The sequence below is a fragment of the Mucilaginibacter dorajii genome (assembly GCF_024808255.1).
GTDB lineage: Bacteria > Bacteroidota > Bacteroidia > Sphingobacteriales > Sphingobacteriaceae > Mucilaginibacter > Mucilaginibacter dorajii.
The window spans coordinates 472,356-489,996 of sequence record NZ_JANTYS010000002.1; the positions used below are offsets into that span (position 1 = coordinate 472,356).

The 17,641-nt window shown below is 42.2% G+C and carries 17 protein-coding genes; 7 read left to right on the top strand and 10 right to left on the bottom strand.

The features are described 5' to 3' along the window. The 5 genes from FHS10_RS04020 to FHS10_RS04040 form a co-directional block, all read right to left on the bottom strand. On the bottom strand, nt 1–1,113 hold the full coding sequence (locus FHS10_RS04020) for an ABC transporter permease (RefSeq protein WP_259087828.1): 1,113 nt from the start codon (nt 1,111–1,113) through the stop codon (nt 1–3). Nucleotides 1,114–1,267: 154 nt separating this feature from the next. Further along, complete coding sequence (locus tag FHS10_RS04025) at nt 1,268–2,032, bottom strand: ABC transporter ATP-binding protein (protein WP_259087829.1); 765 nt, start codon at nt 2,030–2,032, stop codon at nt 1,268–1,270. A gap of 982 nt (nt 2,033–3,014) precedes the next feature. Further along, nucleotides 3,015–3,344 carry a DUF6686 family protein gene (locus FHS10_RS04030; RefSeq protein WP_259087835.1) on the bottom strand — a complete coding sequence of 110 codons (330 nt, stop codon included), beginning with the start codon at nt 3,342–3,344 and terminating at the stop codon, nt 3,015–3,017. Nucleotides 3,345–3,434: 90 nt separating this feature from the next. Then, nucleotides 3,435–4,361, bottom strand: coding sequence for a DUF6607 family protein (locus FHS10_RS04035; RefSeq protein ID WP_259087837.1), 927 nt, complete (start codon nt 4,359–4,361; stop codon nt 3,435–3,437). A gap of 191 nt (nt 4,362–4,552) precedes the next feature. Beyond that, a complete protein-coding gene (locus FHS10_RS04040) occupies nt 4,553–5,047 on the bottom strand; it encodes a helix-hairpin-helix domain-containing protein (RefSeq protein ID WP_259087842.1) in 495 nt (164 codons plus the stop codon). A 146-nt stretch (nt 5,048–5,193) separates the two neighbouring features. Here FHS10_RS04040 and FHS10_RS04045 point away from each other — a divergent pair, with 146 nt between their 5' ends. Beyond that, on the top strand, nt 5,194–7,437 hold the full coding sequence (locus FHS10_RS04045; RefSeq protein ID WP_259087844.1) for an ATP-binding protein: 2,244 nt from the start codon (nt 5,194–5,196) through the stop codon (nt 7,435–7,437). A 188-nt stretch (nt 7,438–7,625) separates the two neighbouring features. Here FHS10_RS04045 and carA read toward each other — a convergent pair whose 3' ends face one another. Beyond that, nucleotides 7,626–8,726, bottom strand: coding sequence for a glutamine-hydrolyzing carbamoyl-phosphate synthase small subunit (gene carA, locus FHS10_RS04050; protein WP_259087851.1), 1,101 nt, complete (start codon nt 8,724–8,726; stop codon nt 7,626–7,628). Nucleotides 8,727–9,006: 280 nt separating this feature from the next. Here carA and panB point away from each other — a divergent pair, with 280 nt between their 5' ends. Then, nucleotides 9,007–9,819 (top strand): 3-methyl-2-oxobutanoate hydroxymethyltransferase, encoded by an 813-nt coding sequence (panB, locus tag FHS10_RS04055; protein ID WP_259087854.1) that lies wholly within the window; start codon nt 9,007–9,009, stop codon nt 9,817–9,819. 92 nt (nt 9,820–9,911) lie between these two features. Next, a complete protein-coding gene (locus FHS10_RS04060) occupies nt 9,912–10,637 on the top strand; it encodes an RluA family pseudouridine synthase (RefSeq protein ID WP_259087855.1) in 726 nt (241 codons plus the stop codon). 60 nt (nt 10,638–10,697) lie between these two features. On the opposite strand, the gene FHS10_RS04065 is transcribed toward FHS10_RS04060, so the two are convergent. The 3 genes from FHS10_RS04065 to yiaK are packed head-to-tail and all read right to left on the bottom strand — an operon-like array spanning nt 10,698 to nt 12,400. Next, nucleotides 10,698–11,054: a helix-turn-helix domain-containing protein gene (locus FHS10_RS04065; protein WP_259087856.1), complete on the bottom strand. Its 357-nt coding sequence runs from the start codon at nt 11,052–11,054 to the stop codon at nt 10,698–10,700. Nucleotides 11,055–11,059: 5 nt separating this feature from the next. Next, complete coding sequence (locus tag FHS10_RS04070; RefSeq protein ID WP_259087857.1) at nt 11,060–11,353, bottom strand: type II toxin-antitoxin system HigB family toxin; 294 nt, start codon at nt 11,351–11,353, stop codon at nt 11,060–11,062. Between the two features lie 57 nt (nt 11,354–11,410). Then, nucleotides 11,411–12,400, bottom strand: coding sequence for a 3-dehydro-L-gulonate 2-dehydrogenase (yiaK, locus tag FHS10_RS04075; RefSeq protein ID WP_259087858.1), 990 nt, complete (start codon nt 12,398–12,400; stop codon nt 11,411–11,413). Nucleotides 12,401–12,572: 172 nt separating this feature from the next. Here yiaK and FHS10_RS04080 point away from each other — a divergent pair, with 172 nt between their 5' ends. Beyond that, nucleotides 12,573–13,094 (top strand): lipocalin family protein, encoded by a 522-nt coding sequence (locus FHS10_RS04080; RefSeq protein WP_259087859.1) that lies wholly within the window; start codon nt 12,573–12,575, stop codon nt 13,092–13,094. 119 nt (nt 13,095–13,213) lie between these two features. Further along, nucleotides 13,214–13,792, top strand: coding sequence for a phosphoribosylglycinamide formyltransferase (gene purN, locus FHS10_RS04085; protein WP_259087861.1), 579 nt, complete (start codon nt 13,214–13,216; stop codon nt 13,790–13,792). Between the two features lie 128 nt (nt 13,793–13,920). Here purN and FHS10_RS04090 read toward each other — a convergent pair whose 3' ends face one another. Then, a complete protein-coding gene (locus FHS10_RS04090) occupies nt 13,921–15,744 on the bottom strand; it encodes a MutS-related protein (RefSeq protein ID WP_259087862.1) in 1,824 nt (607 codons plus the stop codon). Between the two features lie 64 nt (nt 15,745–15,808). On the opposite strand from FHS10_RS04090, the gene rlmH reads away from it, so the two are divergent. Together rlmH and FHS10_RS04100 are read left to right on the top strand one after the other, a co-directional pair. Continuing rightward, nucleotides 15,809–16,282 carry a 23S rRNA (pseudouridine(1915)-N(3))-methyltransferase RlmH gene (rlmH, locus tag FHS10_RS04095; protein ID WP_259087864.1) on the top strand — a complete coding sequence of 158 codons (474 nt, stop codon included), beginning with the start codon at nt 15,809–15,811 and terminating at the stop codon, nt 16,280–16,282. A gap of 217 nt (nt 16,283–16,499) precedes the next feature. Next, nucleotides 16,500–17,429 carry a cation diffusion facilitator family transporter gene (locus FHS10_RS04100; RefSeq protein ID WP_259087865.1) on the top strand — a complete coding sequence of 310 codons (930 nt, stop codon included), beginning with the start codon at nt 16,500–16,502 and terminating at the stop codon, nt 17,427–17,429. Nucleotides 17,430–17,641 lie beyond the last annotated feature (212 nt).

Genomic DNA, 17,641 nt, shown 5'->3' on the forward strand with positions numbered 1-17,641 from the left:
CTATTCCCATTTAAAAGTCTTAACCGCCACTGCGTAAACTATTACCAGCCATATAAGCAGGATAAGCAGCTGATGTGTAACATCGCCTAAACCGGCACCTTCAAAGGCAACCAGGCGCATGGCGTTGTTAAGGTGTGTTAATGGCAGGGCATTGCTTACATACTGCAGCCATTTGGGGAATGCCGTAACCGAAAAGAAGGTACCCGACAATAAAAACTGGGGCATGGTGATAATATTGGATAACGGCGGCACCGTACCCTCGTTTTTGGCAATGCCTGATATGATAAAGCCAAAGCCCATAAATATAATGAGGCCAAAGGCCGAGAGTACCAACATATTCAGTACGGTAACCACCCCATGAATAAGCGTAAAACCAAACAGGTAATGCCCTACTAAAATAATGAACAGCGCGCCTAATAAGGAGAAGCACATACGGGCCAAAGCCTCGCCCAAAACAATACTGTAACGCTTAACCGGCGTTGCAAAAAAGCGCTTGATCACCAGGGTTAAGCGCAAACTAAGAAACACGAAAGCCGTACCAAAAACCCCGCTACTGAGTATAGAAAAACCGAGCTGACCCGGCAAAATAAAATCAATGTACTTATATGCGCGACCGGATACCGTTGTTTCTTTGAGATGAACAGCCTCTGGTATTTTAAGGGGCGAATACGCCTGTATTTTTGCCAGCTCGGCCGATTGCACGTAGTAAAACATGTTGTTCAATATCGATTTCAGAATTTCGCCTTTACCCGATGCCTTACTGTATTGTACACTAACCTCCAATGGCTGCATAGGCACAAGCGGTTTCAGATCAAGAATCGCGTCGATCTGCCCTTTAGCGAGGTTCTTGTTCATGTCCTCTGTCGACTGATCTGTAATCAAATTAACCAACTTCCGCGATTTAAGCTGCTGGTAAAATCTGCCCGAGGTATCGCAACCTTTGGCTACCCCCACATCCACAGAAACGCCGCCACCACCAATATTGGCAAAAACAACAATAAATATTAAAGGGAACGCCAGTGTAAAAACCACTGCCGACGGACTGCGCAGTATGGCCCTGAAACTTGCTTTGGCTATGGCCAGGGTTGCTTTAGTGTTGCTGTATTTCTTCATTTAGTCATTAGTCATTTTGCCTGCGGCGTCATTAGTCATTTGTTTCACGTCATTAGGTCATTTGCCTACGGCGTCATTGAGTTGTTAATTTTCATAACTGGTAACTGCCAACTCAAAACTGCAAACTGGCTCCCCCTTCAGGGGGCTGGGGGGCTTACCCTTCCCTCCACTCCTTACCTGTAAGATTGATAAACACATCTTCCAGGTTGGCCAGTTTTACTTCTTTTTTGCGTTCAAAGCCTGATGCTACCAATTGGTCAATAAAATGGTCGGGGGTATCGATGCCGATGATGTGGCCGCCATCTACAAAGGCTACCCTATCGCAAAGTACTTCGGCTTCGTCCATATAGTGGGTGGTGATTACAACGGTGGTTCCCTGGTCGCGTATTTCGCGGATCAAATCCCAAAGGTTACGGCGGGCTTGTGGATCAAGGCCGGTGGTGGGTTCATCTAAAAAGATGATCCTTGGGTTATTTATAAGGGTGGTAGCGATAGAGAACCGCTGTTTTTGTCCGCCCGAAAGGTCTTTATATTTCGCTTTGGCTTTATCGGTAAGGGCAACCTTTTCCAGCATTTCCATCGGCGATTTATCGATGCCGTATAAGCCCGAAAATAGTTCAATCAGTTCCGCAAGGTTAAGGTTGGGGTAATACCCTGCGGCTTGTAACTGTACGCCTATGCGTTGCTTAATGCTGTTTTTATCAGTTTCGATATTGAAGCCATCTACGGTGATCTCGCCGGACGTTTTTTCGCGCAGGGTTTCAATTACTTCAAGGGTAGTAGTTTTGCCGGCACCATTTGGGCCAAGCAAACCAAAGATCTCGCCCTCATAAACTTCAAAACTGATACCCTTAACGGCAGCAAAGTCGCCGTAATTTTTTACCAGGTTTTTAACAGTGATAATAGGTTGTTTCGCCATTGCGTAAAAATGCATCAGATTAATGAAATATCAATGAATTATTTAGCCTCACCCTGCCCTCTCCAAAGAACTACTGTGTGTACACATCTTTTTGAATGATACCCCTAAAGAAAAACGTTGTCATTACGAACGAACCGGTGGGGATTTGTGCGCCGGAGGTGAGGAGAAATCTTCTACGTGCGGACATTCGGTATAGCGAGGCGCTGAAGATTTCTCCTCGCTCCCCACTTTTTCCCTGCGCATGCTCGTTCGAAATGACATTTTTCTTTATTAAAAAAGGATGTGTAAACACTGTAGTCCAAAGGGAAGAGCCTCACCCTGCCCTCTCCAAAGGAGAGGGTTCTGAAAACCATGTGGTTTTAGTGTGTTTTAATAAACCTGCAAATCAAAAGTCCTCTCCTTTGGAGAGGATTTAGGTGAGGCTATTTATGGTTTTGGTTACGGGTTCGTCGTGCTTTTTGGTGATCTTACTTTCGGCTTCCGATTTCCCCAGTTCCAGCTTACATTGTCTCCCTTTTCATGATGCATATATTTGTAATAGCAACATGGAGATGGATATATTGATTTACAAAATTCAAATTCCCTGTTTAAAGGCCGGGCGAGCCTTATTTTACCAAATGACCAACGGAATGAATGATAGATGCGGCATGTTCTGCAGCTTTCATTACTAAGTGAACAATTTGGATGGCGAGTAGCGTTTTCATGGTGTGTTTGTGATTTGTTGATTCAAAAATGCAAACACATCGCCCTTTTACCTATAATTATTAGGCGAAGCCGACCAAACTTCCGGTAGACGGCGGATTTTTACCGATGAATGAGGGGTAAAAATACATTAGCATCGGTAAAACTTTTAGGAGTAACATTGATCTGATTTATTTATGATACCTAAATAATTTAAATAAAAAAATGCGATGGAACCTTAGTTCCATCGCATTTTTGAGATTCACTCTCATCCGCACATCTAAAATCTGCACATCTGAAATCAATCTATCTTCCCTTCCATCAAAGAATAAACCTCCTGCATGTAAATCGCTTCATCCATGGCGGCATGAAAATCTTCCCATTCATCGGTATTGAATGTAAACTGCACATCATTTACAGGGGTGCGCATTACTACGCGTTCCTGCCCGTCGGGAAAGGGGAAGCTGTGTTGGTTAAAATCAAGCTCTACTGTAAAATCCCTGAACTGCACAAATTGTTCGGGCGAGAAGCTCAGGATCAGGTTATTATTCCAGATAAAGATACAACGGCACTCCTGGCAACGGCTAATTACCGATGCCCCTACCTGGCTCAAAACTTTTGCGTCGCACATATATATAATAGATAGATGATGTTATTTAATTGGTGCCTGCCCTGCACTAAAGCCCATTACAGCATTTAGCGAAGAGCAGGACTTTATATTTTAAACTGCTTTTTCAACGTAGTCAGCAATTACCTTGCGGGCGGCATCTTTGTTCTTTACGACATCCCATTTGCCTTTTGCCGATTGATCAGCCAACTCAAACAAGCGTTCATACAGCAACTTGCCATCTACTTTCCCTTTTAATTTAAGGGTACCGGGCTGGGCGTAAATTTCGTCCCACACCTGCCTAACGGCTGTCCAGTATGGTTGTTGGGTTTTCCACCATTTTTGGGCGTAGGCAAATTTTGCTTCATCTGCTTTGGTAAATTCTTCGTAGCCTTTTTCGCGCACCAATAGCTTGTCGCCATCGGCACTGCGGATAATCTTTTGGTTATCCTGCTCAAACATCCACCCTTTATCGGTTAAATAAATGCGGTTGCCCCGGCGTAGTACGTTATAATCGCTGCGTTTGGTAAACTCGCGGCGCGGCAAAGGCGAATCGCATTCGCTATGCCACTCGTGGCGGCCATCAACATGTACCCAGGTGCCAATGCTTTCGTAACGTGGCCCGTCATCTACCTGGAAAACTTTTTGCACCCAGCGGCCTTTGGTATCGGCGGCGCTTAGTTTGGTTTTATTCCAGCTGCTGCTTTTATCAAAGCTTAATACATTGGGTTCTTCGTAAACCCAGTCTTCGCGCCAGTGTTTAATTACCGAAGTATCGCCGGTTACCAGGATATGCTGAATAACAATTTTCTTTGGCGACTCCTGCTCAACAACGGCCCATTCATAGCCTGAGGCATGGTACTGTACATGATTTTTATAGGCCGTATCGGGCGAAAAGGTTTCACCATAATCAAAGGTTACTTTGTAAAAACCTCCAAGGGAAAGTATCGCTTTGCGGTCCTGATCTAATTTAGACTGGGCACTGGTTAACGTGGTTTGAAAAGTAACAAGCAATGCCGCGAGGTAAAGAATTTTCTTCATTGTGCAAGAATTTTAAGTGTGATAGTAAATGAACAGCAGCAAAGTAAATCCTTATTTAGAATAAATCCAAATAAAAATAACAATTATTTTAGGAAGAGGCAAGAATCAAGAGTCAAGAATTAAGACAGCTACGGTTCTCCTGTTTGGGGGAAACGTATCACAAGAAAAGTATAGGGTGAAAAGAAAAATGCTTATGCCTCCTCGTGCGCTTTCATTTTATGGTATTGTGGTAATTGATACCATGGCTTGGTAGGTCTATCGGCAGGGAAGCCATATTTTTGGCGATAGGCTTTACGTTCGGCGGTAAAATGCCACCAGCGTTTGCTGTCATCACGGTGTGCAATATAATGGCTCAACAAACGGTACGAATCTTCAACACAAGGGTCGGCCCAGGCACCACAATGTTTTTCAAAAGCGTTGTATAATTCAACAGGATCTTTGCCCGCCAACTGCGCCAGCGAATGGTAGCCCTGCCCTATCAACTCGGTTGCAAAATTTATCCCCAGGGATGGGATGCTTTGAAACTCCACCAACGCGTTGATCTCTTTTGCTCGTTGGGGCGATGCTTTTAATATGGATGCTATCTCATCGGGAGCATAACCCGCAAGTTGGCTCATCTTTATTTTTTGTTGCCTTAAGATTGCTTTTTCTTTGTCGGTTAATTGCAGGTTGATATTCTTTTTCATCACATAATTTATATCTAAATTACACAAAAAAAGATAGCCGGTATTATTGGTTTAATTTAAGGCCGGTTAATTATTTAATTAAAAAATAAAGAGAACTTAATAGGCTATTACTTTCGTATAAAACACTTTAACTTGTTTAACTGATCTTGACCCTCCAAAAACATATCGTTTTAAGTAATAGCGCCCTGTCGAAGTTTTTATCGATGGTATTTTTGTTATGTTGCGGTTTGCACAGCTTTGCGTCATTACATCCCGAGCTGGATAGTATCAAAAAAACGCTTTCCCCATCGGCCCTTCAACAGCAAAACCCGGATACAGCTACTATCAATACGCTCAACAAACTGGCGGCCAATTATTTTAAATCAAACCCGGATAGTGCCTATTATTACGGGCAAAAAAGCATTGAGCTATCGCGCAAAATTAAATACAAGGCAGGTATAGCCAATGGCTTACTTGAAACCGGGCATGTGAACTATTTTAAAGGAAACTCGGCAAAGGCCAGCAAAAATTTTGACGAGGCCATTGCCATATTTAAAAGCCTGAATGATAATAAAGGACTTAGTAAAAGCTACATCTCTTACAGCAGGATGTACAACATGCTTGCCGAATATCCGCTGGCACTCAGCTATCTTGATAAAGCCCGCGTCATATGTTTAAACAACAACGACGAGGCTACTTTAACTGATTGTTATAAGAACATAGGCATTATTTATTTCAGCAGGGGCCAGTTATCAAAGGCGTTGGATTTTTATTACAAAGGACTTTTTATCGCCCTAAAAAACAATTATACCACAACCTACGCCGAAATTTATAATGACATAGGGGTTGTGCTGCAAAATATGGAAGTGTATCCCAACGCGCTTGAATATTTTAAAAAAGCCATTGTTGTGTTTGAACGTACCAATAACAAACAAGCTGTTGCCACCATTAATGAAAACATTGGCGAGGTATTGCTGGCCCAAACCCAATATGATGAGGCCATTGGTTACCTGTTAAAATCATTAAAAACGGTAAAAAAACAGGATGATAAAGATGGGTTAAGTTCTGTATATACAGATCTGGGATTATGCTACGCCCATAAAAACCAAATAAAACTGGCTATAGCCTACCTTGATACTTCTTTACAAATAGCCAATAATTTTAAAATTGTTTACAACCAGGCTTATGCTTTAAATGGATATGCAATGGTTTATAACCTGGTAAAGGATTATAAAAATGCATACAAATATGCAATCCAAGGCAAAGAGCACGCCATTAAACTGGGTAATATATCGGTGCGGTCAAACGCGGCTTTGCAGTTAAACAAGGCTATGGCGGGCCTGGGAATGTTTGAGGATGCCAACAGCATGCTCAATGAATACATTTATCTTAAAAACGAAATAAACGATAATGAGAGTATTCAAAAACTTACCTCCTATAATTATGAACTTGGCTTTGCCGAAAAGAAACGCCAGTTAGCCCAACAGCAACGCGAACGGGATCTGATCTATCAACAAAAAATAAAAAGTCAGCGCCTCATTAACACTATCTTTCTGGTGATCATTTTAGCGATGATTGTTACCGTGGGTATCTATTACCGGCAGAAACGGAAGCAGCAAATGATCAACGCGCTGCTGGAAGACAGAAACCATGAGATCCTGAAACAAAAAACCAATATTGACGATCAGGCCGAAAAACTAAATGACCTGAACGTTTTAAAAGACAGGCTGATCTCTATCCTTGCGCATGATCTGCGTGCGCCATTGAGTACGCTCCGTGGCTTGTTTGATCTTTTACAGGACGATAGCATCAGCCACCAGGAACTATTGGAGATGATACCAGGTGTGCTGAAGAAACTGGAATATACTTCAGATTTCCTGGACACCTTGCTGTTCTGGATCAACAGCCAAATGGAAAACTTCGAGTCGTCGGTTAAAAAGTTTTCCATTAAAGAATTAGTAAGCTTAGAGATAGACGCTTACCACGAACAGGCCGAACTGAAAGGCATAAACCTGGTAGACAATATCCCCGATGATTTACTGGCCTGGGCCGATCCAAATTCTATTCGCATTGTGATCCGCAACCTGATCACCAATGCGTTGAAATTTTCGACTGTGGATGATATCATCGAGATCTCGGCCTGGCAGGAAGAAGACCAGCGTATCGTAGTGCGGGTTAAAGATACCGGGGTAGGCATGCCGCCAGATCAGCGCGACAGGCTGTTTAAAGGCAAGGTAAACAGCAAAACCGGCACCAAAAACGAATCGGGCACAGGCATGGGCATGCTCTTTTGCAAAGACCTGGTTGAACGCTGCCACGGTAAAATTTGGGTTACCAGCGAGCCCGGCATCGGTACCGAGTTTATGTTTACCATACCTGCGGTAGCGGTTGGAGTGGAAGTGGTGGCTTAAAAATCAGCCAATAAAAAAGCCTTTCAAGTTTAAAACTCAAAAGGCTTTTGTTTATTTCGGATGTTCGATTTGAGATTTATTAATTTGATCTCTCAATTACTAATTTGATCATCCCATTTTCAAATCTTCAAATACTCAAATTTTCAAATTATTTGAAATCTGCACATCTGAAATCTGCATATCTAAGATTATTGCATCAGTTTTATAAAATCGTCAAACAGGTACCTTGAATCGTGCGGGCCAGGAGACGACTCTGGGTGATATTGTACCGAGAATGCCTTTTTATCTTTTACACGGATGCCTTCTATCGATTGATCGTTAAGGTTTACGTGGGTGATCTCTACTTTATCAGATGCGCGAACAGCTTCGGGCACCACACCAAAACCATGGTTTTGCGATGTTACCTCGCAATGGTTAATGATGATATTTTTTACCGGGTGGTTTAAGCCACGGTGACCGTTAAACATTTTTTTGGTTGGGATATCATTAGCCAAAGCCAGCAACTGGTGGCCTAAGCAAATACCAAACATTGGTTTATCGGCAGCAAGGATATCTTTTACCGTTTCAATGGCATAAGGCATTGCCGATGGATCGCCGGGGCCGTTTGATATAAAGTAACCGGTTGGCGCAAAATCCTTTTCCATTTCGGCATAAGTTGTTTTGGCCGGGAATACTTTGGCGTATACATTGCGGTCGTCAAAATTGCGCAGGATGTTTTTCTTAACACCAAGGTCAAGCACGGCTACACGGTAGGCCGCCTTCTCGTCACCAAAAGTATAAGTTTCGGTAGTTGATACCTGCGATGAAAGTTCAAGGCCATCCATTGAAGGTACTTCGGCAAGCTTGGCTTTCAACTCATCAAGATCAATGATCTCTGAAGAAATGATAGCGTTCATGGCACCTTTATCGCGAATATGGCGAACCAGCTGGCGGGTGTCCACATCGCTGATGCCTACAATATTTTGCTCCTGGAAATAATCCTGGATAGATTTATCAGCCTGTTTACGGCTAAACGGAATGTTAAAGTTTTTACAAACCAAGCCCGAGATCTGGATATGCCCCGATTCAACTTCTGCATCAGCAATACCGTAATTTCCAATATGCGAATTGGTTGTTACCATAATCTGCCCAAAGTATGATGGGTCGGTAAAAACTTCCTGGTAACCGGTCATGCCTGTATTAAAACAGATCTCGCCGGTAGTAGTACCAATTTTTCCGGCGGCTTTACCATAAAAAACGGTGCCGTCGGCTAATAAAAGTACTGCCGGTAATTTGGTGAAATGCGTCATTTAGTAAAAAAATTGAATGGATAAACAGATCGGATTTTCTGGCTCGAAGCTCCGTGAAAAAACACCGGAAGGTGGAAGTAAGATACCCCTTTATTCACGGCGCAAAAGTAAATAATAATTTCGGAATTCGGAATTTCGATGTCGGATTTTTTTGATTCTGTTTGTCATCTCCCATTCCGAATTCAAAATTACCCTGGTTTGAAAATAAAAACATCCAAAATCTCAATTCCGAAATCCGAAATTAATAACAACCTTTGCATCTCTTTAATACATTTTAACAATGTCTGTAAACAAAGAAGTTAAAAGGATTACCACGCATATCCTGCAGGAGATGAAAAACCGTGGCGAAAAAATTGCCATGCTAACCGCCTACGATTACTCAATGGCAACCATAGTTGATGAGGCCGGCATGGATATTATATTGGTTGGCGATTCGGCATCAAACGTGATGGCCGGTCATGAAACCACACTTCCTATCACACTCGATCAGATGATCTATCACGCATCATCAGTAGTGCGTGCCGCTAAACGCGCGTTGGTGGTGGTTGATTTGCCTTTCGGTTCATACCAGGGCAACTCTAAAGAGGCCTTGAATTCTGCCATCCGCATCATGAAGGAATCTGGTGCCCACGCTGTTAAAATGGAAGGCGGCGTAGAAATTGCCGAATCTGTAAGTCGCATTCTTACCGCGGGTATCCCGGTTATGGGGCATTTGGGTTTAACTCCGCAATCTATCTATAAATTTGGCACTTATACTGTACGTGCTAAGGAAGAAGTTGAAGCACAGAAATTAAGAGACGATGCGCTTAAACTACAGGAATTAGGCTGCTTTGCCATCGTACTTGAAAAGATACCCGCCAAACTGGCTACCGAAGTAAGCCAAAGCGTACAAATTCCAATTATAGGTATTGGTGCAGGGCAGTGCGATGGGCAGGTGTTGGTTATCCATGATATGCTGGGCATTAATAACGATTTTAAACCACGCTTTTTGCGCCAGTATGCCAACATGTACGAGCAAATGAACAGCGCTTTTAAGGGTTATATCAACGACGTAAAATCAAAAAGTTTCCCAAGCGATAAAGAACAATATTAAATACAGTTCATGGTTCATAGATCATGGTTCATAGCTTTTTGCAGCTGCCATGAACTATTAACCATGAACCATGAACCATGAACTAAACACCAATGGCCCGTCCAGAATTTAATTATACCAGTTACGATGTTACCGATAAGGATATTCTTTATGAGGATAACCACCTTATTGCCGTAAATAAACGTGCGGGCGATATTGTACAGGTTGACGATACCGGCGATGAATCATTGGATGAAAAGGTTAAAAAGTACATCGCCCAAAAATATAACAAACCCAATGGTGCCTTTTTGGGTGTGGTGCACAGGTTAGATAGACCCGTAAGCGGGGTGATCCTGTTTGCCAAAACCAGCAAGGCTTTGGAGCGCATTAATAAGATGTTTAAAGCGCGCGAAATGCATAAAACCTATTATGCTGTTGTGCGCAAAAAGCCTTATCCTGAGTCGGGCACGTTGGTGCACTGGCTGATAAAAAATCCGCAGAAAAACGTTACCAAGGCACACGATAAAGAAGTTGTTGGCAGCGCAAGATCTGAACTGCATTATAAATTAGTTGGCGAACTAAACGGCTATTATTTAATTGAGGTTGATCCGATAACCGGCAGACCGCACCAGATCAGGGTACAGCTATCAACTTTGGGCTGCCCTATTGTTGGCGATAACAAGTATGGTTACCCCCGCGGCAGCCTGCGCAAAAGCATTTGCCTGCATGCCCGCCTGCTTACCTTTACCCATCCCGTAAAAAACGAGCCAATAGGCATTATAGCCCCTGTTCCGCGCGATGGCTTTTGGGAAAAATTTGAGGATATGATGGTGGGGTAGCTTCGGGAGTTAAGAGGTTAGATTCAAGAATATAGATATAAGACGTTTGCAAAGTGGAACTTAATAAGCCTGGATTAACACTTCAGTTGGGATTTTAAGATTGTCATGTAACAACCTGATCATTTCTAACGATAGTTTTCTTTTTCTGTTGAGAATTTCGCTTGCCCGACTTTTAAGTCCCATAACTTTTGCCAAGTCACTTTGATCATAACCCATCTGATCCATTCTGAATTTTATAGCTTCAATAGGATCTGGAAAATCAACAGGAAAATTTACATCCTCGTATTTCTCAATTAAAATGCCCAAAACTTCAAGTTCGTCCCCATCTTCCGATCCCTTTTGGGCATCAAATATCAATTCAAGTCTTTCTAAGGCTTGTTGATAATCTGTTTCATTTTTTATTGGCTTTATCATCATGATAATTAAATTTCCGAAGCGTTAATTTTATCGTATTCGGCATGGGTTCCTATAAACCTAATCCAAACCATTTGATAACTATAGTTTATTCTTACAATTAACCTGTAGTTATTCCCTTTTATATTAAAAACGACTCTGTTACCCTGCAAAATACTTGCACTTGGATATTCCTTTTTAATATCATTAGGATGCCCCCAAACAACATCGTTTGCCTCCTGATACCAGGCTTTTAACTGCTGCTCGCAATCTGGATGTATTTCCCAGAACTCCCTAAGTATCTTTTTTGCTATAACTCTCAAAGCGCTCCACTTTAAACAAATATAATAAAAGTTCCCAAAATGGGAATATTATTATTACTACAATCCATTCACCACTTCCCACATCTTTTCATCAACCAAAACGCCTTCGCTCATATTTTTTTCACGGGTTTTTAAGGTGTTTTCTCCGGGATAGGATATTGAACCGTCTACATGTTCGGGTGTGCTTGTTTTAGTATAGGCGATGATCTCTTCTATCAAAGCGGCGGTTTGTTCGCCGCTGTTTGGTTTTATGCAGATAAACACCTGGGATACGCCAGCCTCGGCACCGCTTTGGGTAATTTTCGCGGTAGAATTTCCGCCGCTTAAAACCGTTGCCAGCAGATCAAGCACCAGTGACAGACCCGAGCCTTTCCAAAAACCTACAGGGAGTATTCGTTTCGATTCTAAAATGACAGCAGCATCAGTACTCAAATTACCTTGGGCATCATAACCACCGGGCAAAGGCAACACCTCTTTATTGTTTTTGTATTGCATTAATTTGCCGACCGAATATTGAGATATGGCCATATCTAACACCACATGGCCCGCTATATGCGGCACGGCTATCACCAGCGGATTATTCCCCAGGCGTGGGTCAAGGCCGCCCCATGGCGGTAAATTGGCTATGGTATTGGTAAAGCAAATCCCGATTAAACCTGCCTGGGCAGCCTGCCAGCCATACGTACCGGCGCGCATCCAATGGTTGGTATTTTTTATAGCTACACATCCTATTCCGTTTTCATGAGCCAAAGCTATCGCCCTATCCATACAAAAGCGGGCATTTAACATACCTGGACCATAGTTGCCGTTCCATTGCTCTATGGCGCCAAACCCACCCTCTTTGGTTGGTTCTTCATCGGGTTTAACCAAACCATCTTTTACATGACCAACAAAGGTTGGGAAACGGTTTAGGCCGTGGGTATACACACCATCCCTGCTGTTTTCTGCAAAAATAGTAGCACAGGCGTCGGCTTTAGCCTCTGTAAAATGGAGATTTAGTAGTACTCGTTTAAATTCGGCTTTGAGTTGAGGGAAAGGGATGTGCATGTTTAAATTCAAAAGTAAAAATTCAAAAGTAAAAAAACCTTGAGGCTTAAAAGTTTTGATGTTGTCATAATGTCTAAATGTCGCTTAAAATAATTTACCTTTTAAACAGTTATAAATACATCCTGATAACCGGGTAATGGACAGGATTTTTTATTTTTGCGGCACAAGTTCAATGAGAAACAAGCTTTTATTCTTTTTTATTCCTGGTTTGCTGGTTATCAACCTATTTTGCAATTCGTGCAAAAAGGATGCAAACAGCAATATACCACACCTGTTAAGCTCAGGCACCTGGCAATTGGCGTCTCTTTTGGTTTATCATTATACAGGCAATACGCAAAATGGCGATCCGGACACCTTAAACACCACCTGTTTGAAGGATCAGTTTTTCACTTTTAAAAGTGATAATACCTGTTCATATACCAATTTTAACTGCCTTGACCAAACTACCACCGGCACCTGGACACTTACCGAAAACAAATTGTATTTCGCATCAGACATGGTTGCTAAAGATACTGTAGCAGGCGGCAGTACAAGCACAGTAAAACCATTTACAAACACACAAATAGTTACTTTGGGTGTTTACTCATTAGTGCTGCAAACCGGCGATGTTGAACCCAATTATTCGGCCACAAAAAAAAGGACAGTGACACGATATGGTTTTATTAAGCAAAAAGCCACAACTATTACCAATTAAAATACGTAAAATTTTATATTTGAAATATAATTGAACGCTTTGTTATTAACTATCCGCAACATGCACAAAACTGGTATAAAAGCACTGCCGGGTAGCTTCATCACCCTTGAAAAACTTTAATGAAGAAACGAATTGCCATTTTTGCTTCAGGTTCGGGCTCAAACGCCCAAAAATTAATGGAGCATTTTAAACGCAATGCCGAGGCCGAAGTTGTACTCATACTCACCAACAACCCGCAAGCCTATGTATTACAACGTGCCGACAATTTTGAAGTTCCGTCGCACATATTTACCCGCAAAGAATTTTTTGAAACCGATGATGTCATCCGCCTGTTGAAAAACCTACAGGTAGACCTTATTGTGCTGGCTGGTTTTTTATGGCTTGTACCCGGTTCTTTATTGAAAGCCTTCCCTAATAAGATTATTAACCTGCACCCTTCCCTGCTACCCAAATATGGCGGCAAGGGTATGTATGGCGATAACGTGCATAAAGCCATCCTTGAGGCCGGCGAAGACGAAGGCGGTATCACCATTCACTTTGTAAACGAAAATTTTGACGAAGGCGAGATCATCCACCAATCAAAATTTAAGATTGAACCAGGCGATAACCTGGAGATGGTAAAATTTAAAGGCCAGCAGTTAGAGCATCTGCATTTCCCTAAAGTGGTAGAAACGCTGATTAAGAAGATGAACCGCTAACACGATTTAAGGATTTTTCAGGATTAACTGATTTTTTTTGCATTAATCTTTTTAATAAGATCAAGTCATCATCTGCACATCTGAAATTTGCACATCTGCACATTAAAAATCTTGATACTTGATACTAACTACTCGATACTATCCTCTACATCAATCCCTATCTGCTTTAATAACAATGAGGCGTTGAATGTTTTGCATTCCCCGTGTTTGATCTTGTAGTCAAACAACATTTCGCCATTTTTTACCTGAATATCGAAGTAAAAGTTACGAACATAATCGGAGTACTTATCTTCCAGCCGGGCTATCTGCAAATCGTGCGTGGCTACCATGCCAACGCCTTTTTTACTGATCAGCTGCTCTATTACCGCCTTTGATCCCCGGTATTTATCAACAGAGTTGGTACCGCGCAGCATTTCATCTATCAGGAAAAACACTTTTGGCTCAGTCTGCACCGCAGCCAGCAGCATTTGCAGGCGATCAAGTTCGGCTTTAAACGTTGATGTACTCTCGTTTAGCGAATCTTTAATACGCATATAGCTGATGATGGTAATTACCGATACCCGCATGCTTTTGGCGCATACCGGCGCGCCGCAAAGGGCAAGTACGGTATTGATGCCAATGGTACGTAAAAAAGTACTCTTGCCTGCCATGTTTGATCCGGTAATGATATCCACCTTAAAAGTATCTGTCAACTCGTAATCGTTTTCAATACGTTTAAACTCATCAATAAGCGGGTGGGCTATATCTTTGGCTACAATAGTATAAGCTTCTTCGTCTACTATTTCGGGGTAGGTATATGCCGGATTATTGATAGCCAGGCCGGCCAAACCCATAATAGCTTCAAATTCGGCAATTACATCAAAGGCTACTTCCAGACTTTGGTGATTGCGGCGTTTCCAGTTTTCAATGGCAATGATGTGGCGGATATCCCAAATGAAAAACACATTGAGGATAAAGCTCACAAACAAATTTAAACGGGAATTAAGTTTACCAATAAGCTTTGAAAGCTGCCTGATCTGGGTTGAAACCGAATCCCCATCTGTCCGCTTGATCCTGGCAGCCAGGGCCTGGTTGTACGGCGTATCCCAGGTTTCATTTTGGATAGCCTCAAAAGCCAAAGCATACAAAGCCAGCGCCGCTCCAATTTTACCGGCAATCAAATCGGCCCGCTCAACCAGTTTGCTCCTTGAACTCACCAAACGGTTATTGGCAATGGCCACAAGCACAGTAAAGTACCTCGCCGGTGCGTAAAACACACTTGCTACAATAAGGGCCAACATGATAAAAGGAGCGGCCTGGCTGTAAATGGTTAAAAACTTTTCGTCCTTTATTTCAACCGTGGCTTTTAAATATGTTACCAGGTTTTTGATATGATCAGCTGGTTGTTTTAAGCCGAATAAAAGCAGGGTTTGCAAATTAAGCTTCCAATCGTTTTTACCGGCTATTTCTTTTACAGCATCCTGTCGCTGTAAAATAGTTTGCTTATCAGCCGGGGCATCAAGCCATTTAGCGAGCTTATGATTGCCTGGCGTAGCGCTTGAACGGTTTATTAAATGAAATAACGACCGGTTACCATAAATATCCAGGTCGGAAGTATAAAAATGCTTATCGTTATTAAACAGCGTGCCATCGTCATAAATATTGGTACGGTGCAGTATATTGGCTATCTCGTTTTCGTTAACTTTTTTCAGGTCGGTATAATACTGCTTAAGCTGCTCAAACTTACTTTGCTGCCTTACCAGCCAGGCAAACCAAAAGATGGACACTAACAGGCAAAAAGCAAAAATCATGATGTCGTCCTGAACCACAGCCATGCAAACCGAAAATATAAGGAAGCCGAAAACGAGCAGTCGTTGTAAAGAGTATTTGTTGACCAGTTGTCCATACTTATTGGCCTGTTCAAGTGCTGTATCAGCCCGTTGTTGATAATCGCTTATAATATCCTGTTCCATCGGTAAAAAAAGTTGAGGCTAAATAAACACTAATATTTTAAATAAACGTTTATTTGTTTCAGATATGAAGATCACGTTTTTAACCGTTGGCAAAACCGAGGATGCTTATTTAAAAGAAGGCATCGAAAAATATGTAAAGCGCCTAAAGCATTACACCAAACTTGAACTGGTTGAACTAAACGAACTCAAAAACACCAAAGCCCTTACCCCCGAGCAGCAAAAGGCCAAAGAGGCCGAAATGATCCTGAAAAAAATCACCCCGCTTGATCATGTGGTGCTGATGGACGAGAAGGGCACGGAATACTCCTCCACCCGGTTTGCGGCTTACATCAACAAACGGGAGATCAGCTCATCAGCTACGCTGATCTTTATCATCGGCGGCCCCTATGGTTTTGATTCATCCGTTTACCAAAGGGCTAATGATAAAATATCCCTGTCCCGAATGACCTTTTCGCACCAGATGGTACGCCTGTTTTTTGTGGAACAACTGTACCGGGCTTATACCATTATGAAAGGCGAGCCGTATCATCACGAATAATTTTGATTTGAAAATTTGAGGATTTGAAAATTTGAAAATGTCTGAATCAGAATTTTCAGAATTAGAAAATTAACAGAATAGAAGAAGTATAGTGTAAGCATTTTGAAAATTCTTAAATTCTGTAAATTCTGATTCGGACCATGAATTTATGATTAAGCCGGTCATTTTCAAATCCTCAAATTAACACATCTTCAAATTATTCCCCTACCTTTGCCGTATGTCAGGTCACGATCATTCACATGCACACGGTCATCATCACCATGATCACGCCCCCAAGTTAGATCATTTAAATACCGCTTTTATCATCGGTATTATTCTTAACTCAGCCTTTGTGGTTATTGAAGCTGTTGCAGGTTTCATCACACATTCACTATCGCTGTTAACAGATGCCGGGCATAACTTAAGTGATGTAGCTTCCCTTGCTTTAGCCTTATTGGCTTTTAAACTTACCAAAGTAAGCGCTAACAGCCAATATACCTACGGCTATAAACGCTCAACAATCATCGTATCTTTTTTCAACGCACTTATCCTGTTTGTTGCCGTTGGTTTTATTATTTACGAAGCTATTATGCGCTTCATGAACCCCGAGATAGTATCGGGCGGCACCATGGCCTGGGTAGCCTTTATCGGTATTGGCATTAACGCTTTTACCGCATGGCTTTTTGTTAAGGATAAGGATACAGATCTTAACGTAAAAGGCGCTTACCTGCACATGGCTGTTGATGCTATTGTCTCTTTCGGCGTAGTGGTATCTGGCCTTATTATTTACTTTACTAAAATTTACTGGATAGACAGCGTAGTGAGTATCATTATAGCTGTTGTGATATTACGCGGTACCTGGAGCCTGTTAAAAGACAGCCTGCGCCTTGAAATGGACGGCGTACCCAAGGAAATGGATCTTGAAAAGATCAAAACCGAACTGATGAAAGGCAAAGGCGTGGTTGACGTTCACCATATGCACGTTTGGGCGTTAAGCACTACCGAAAACGCACTTACTGCTCACCTGGTAATCAGCCCTGATTCTATATCAGAATTTGATAGCATTAAACATGACCTGCGCCACCGTTTGGAACACCTGGAGATTAGCCACGCCACTTTTGAGCCGGAGTTTTCTGATAAGAAGTGCGAACAGCCGGAGTGTTTGTAAGGTTTTCAAATTTTATGTCATTGCGAGCGTAGCGCGGCAATCTCGTCGTCCTACAGAGCGAATAAGCATAGCGACGAGATTGCTTCGTTCCTCGCAATGACAAGTCGTAGACGTAGAATTGGAATTGACATAGCTCTTTCAAAACCTTCGGCTTATAATAACAAGGACGTTACCCATTTTATGGTTTCTTTGTCGATATATCGTATCTGCTT

Bases quoted from the DNA above. Each gene is read 5' to 3' on its own strand.
- FHS10_RS04020 (WP_259087828.1), bottom strand. From the start codon at position 1,113: ATGAAGAAATACAGCAACACTAAAGCAACCCTGGCCATAGCCAAAGCA.
- FHS10_RS04025 (WP_259087829.1), bottom strand. From the start codon at position 2,032: ATGGCGAAACAACCTATTATCACTGTTAAAAACCTGGTAAAAAATTAC.
- FHS10_RS04030 (WP_259087835.1), bottom strand. From the start codon at position 3,344: ATGTGCGACGCAAAAGTTTTGAGCCAGGTAGGGGCATCGGTAATTAGC.
- FHS10_RS04035 (WP_259087837.1), bottom strand. From the start codon at position 4,361: ATGAAGAAAATTCTTTACCTCGCGGCATTGCTTGTTACTTTTCAAACC.
- FHS10_RS04040 (WP_259087842.1), bottom strand. From the start codon at position 5,047: ATGAAAAAGAATATCAACCTGCAATTAACCGACAAAGAAAAAGCAATC.
- carA (WP_259087851.1), bottom strand. From the start codon at position 8,726: ATGACGCATTTCACCAAATTACCGGCAGTACTTTTATTAGCCGACGGC.
- panB (WP_259087854.1), top strand. From the start codon at position 9,007: ATGTCTGTAAACAAAGAAGTTAAAAGGATTACCACGCATATCCTGCAG.
- FHS10_RS04060 (WP_259087855.1), top strand. From the start codon at position 9,912: ATGGCCCGTCCAGAATTTAATTATACCAGTTACGATGTTACCGATAAG.
- FHS10_RS04065 (WP_259087856.1), bottom strand. From the start codon at position 11,054: ATGATGATAAAGCCAATAAAAAATGAAACAGATTATCAACAAGCCTTA.
- yiaK (WP_259087858.1), bottom strand. From the start codon at position 12,400: ATGCACATCCCTTTCCCTCAACTCAAAGCCGAATTTAAACGAGTACTA.
- FHS10_RS04080 (WP_259087859.1), top strand. From the start codon at position 12,573: ATGAGAAACAAGCTTTTATTCTTTTTTATTCCTGGTTTGCTGGTTATC.
- purN (WP_259087861.1), top strand. From the start codon at position 13,214: ATGAAGAAACGAATTGCCATTTTTGCTTCAGGTTCGGGCTCAAACGCC.
- FHS10_RS04090 (WP_259087862.1), bottom strand. From the start codon at position 15,744: ATGGAACAGGATATTATAAGCGATTATCAACAACGGGCTGATACAGCA.
- rlmH (WP_259087864.1), top strand. From the start codon at position 15,809: ATGAAGATCACGTTTTTAACCGTTGGCAAAACCGAGGATGCTTATTTA.
- FHS10_RS04100 (WP_259087865.1), top strand. From the start codon at position 16,500: ATGTCAGGTCACGATCATTCACATGCACACGGTCATCATCACCATGAT.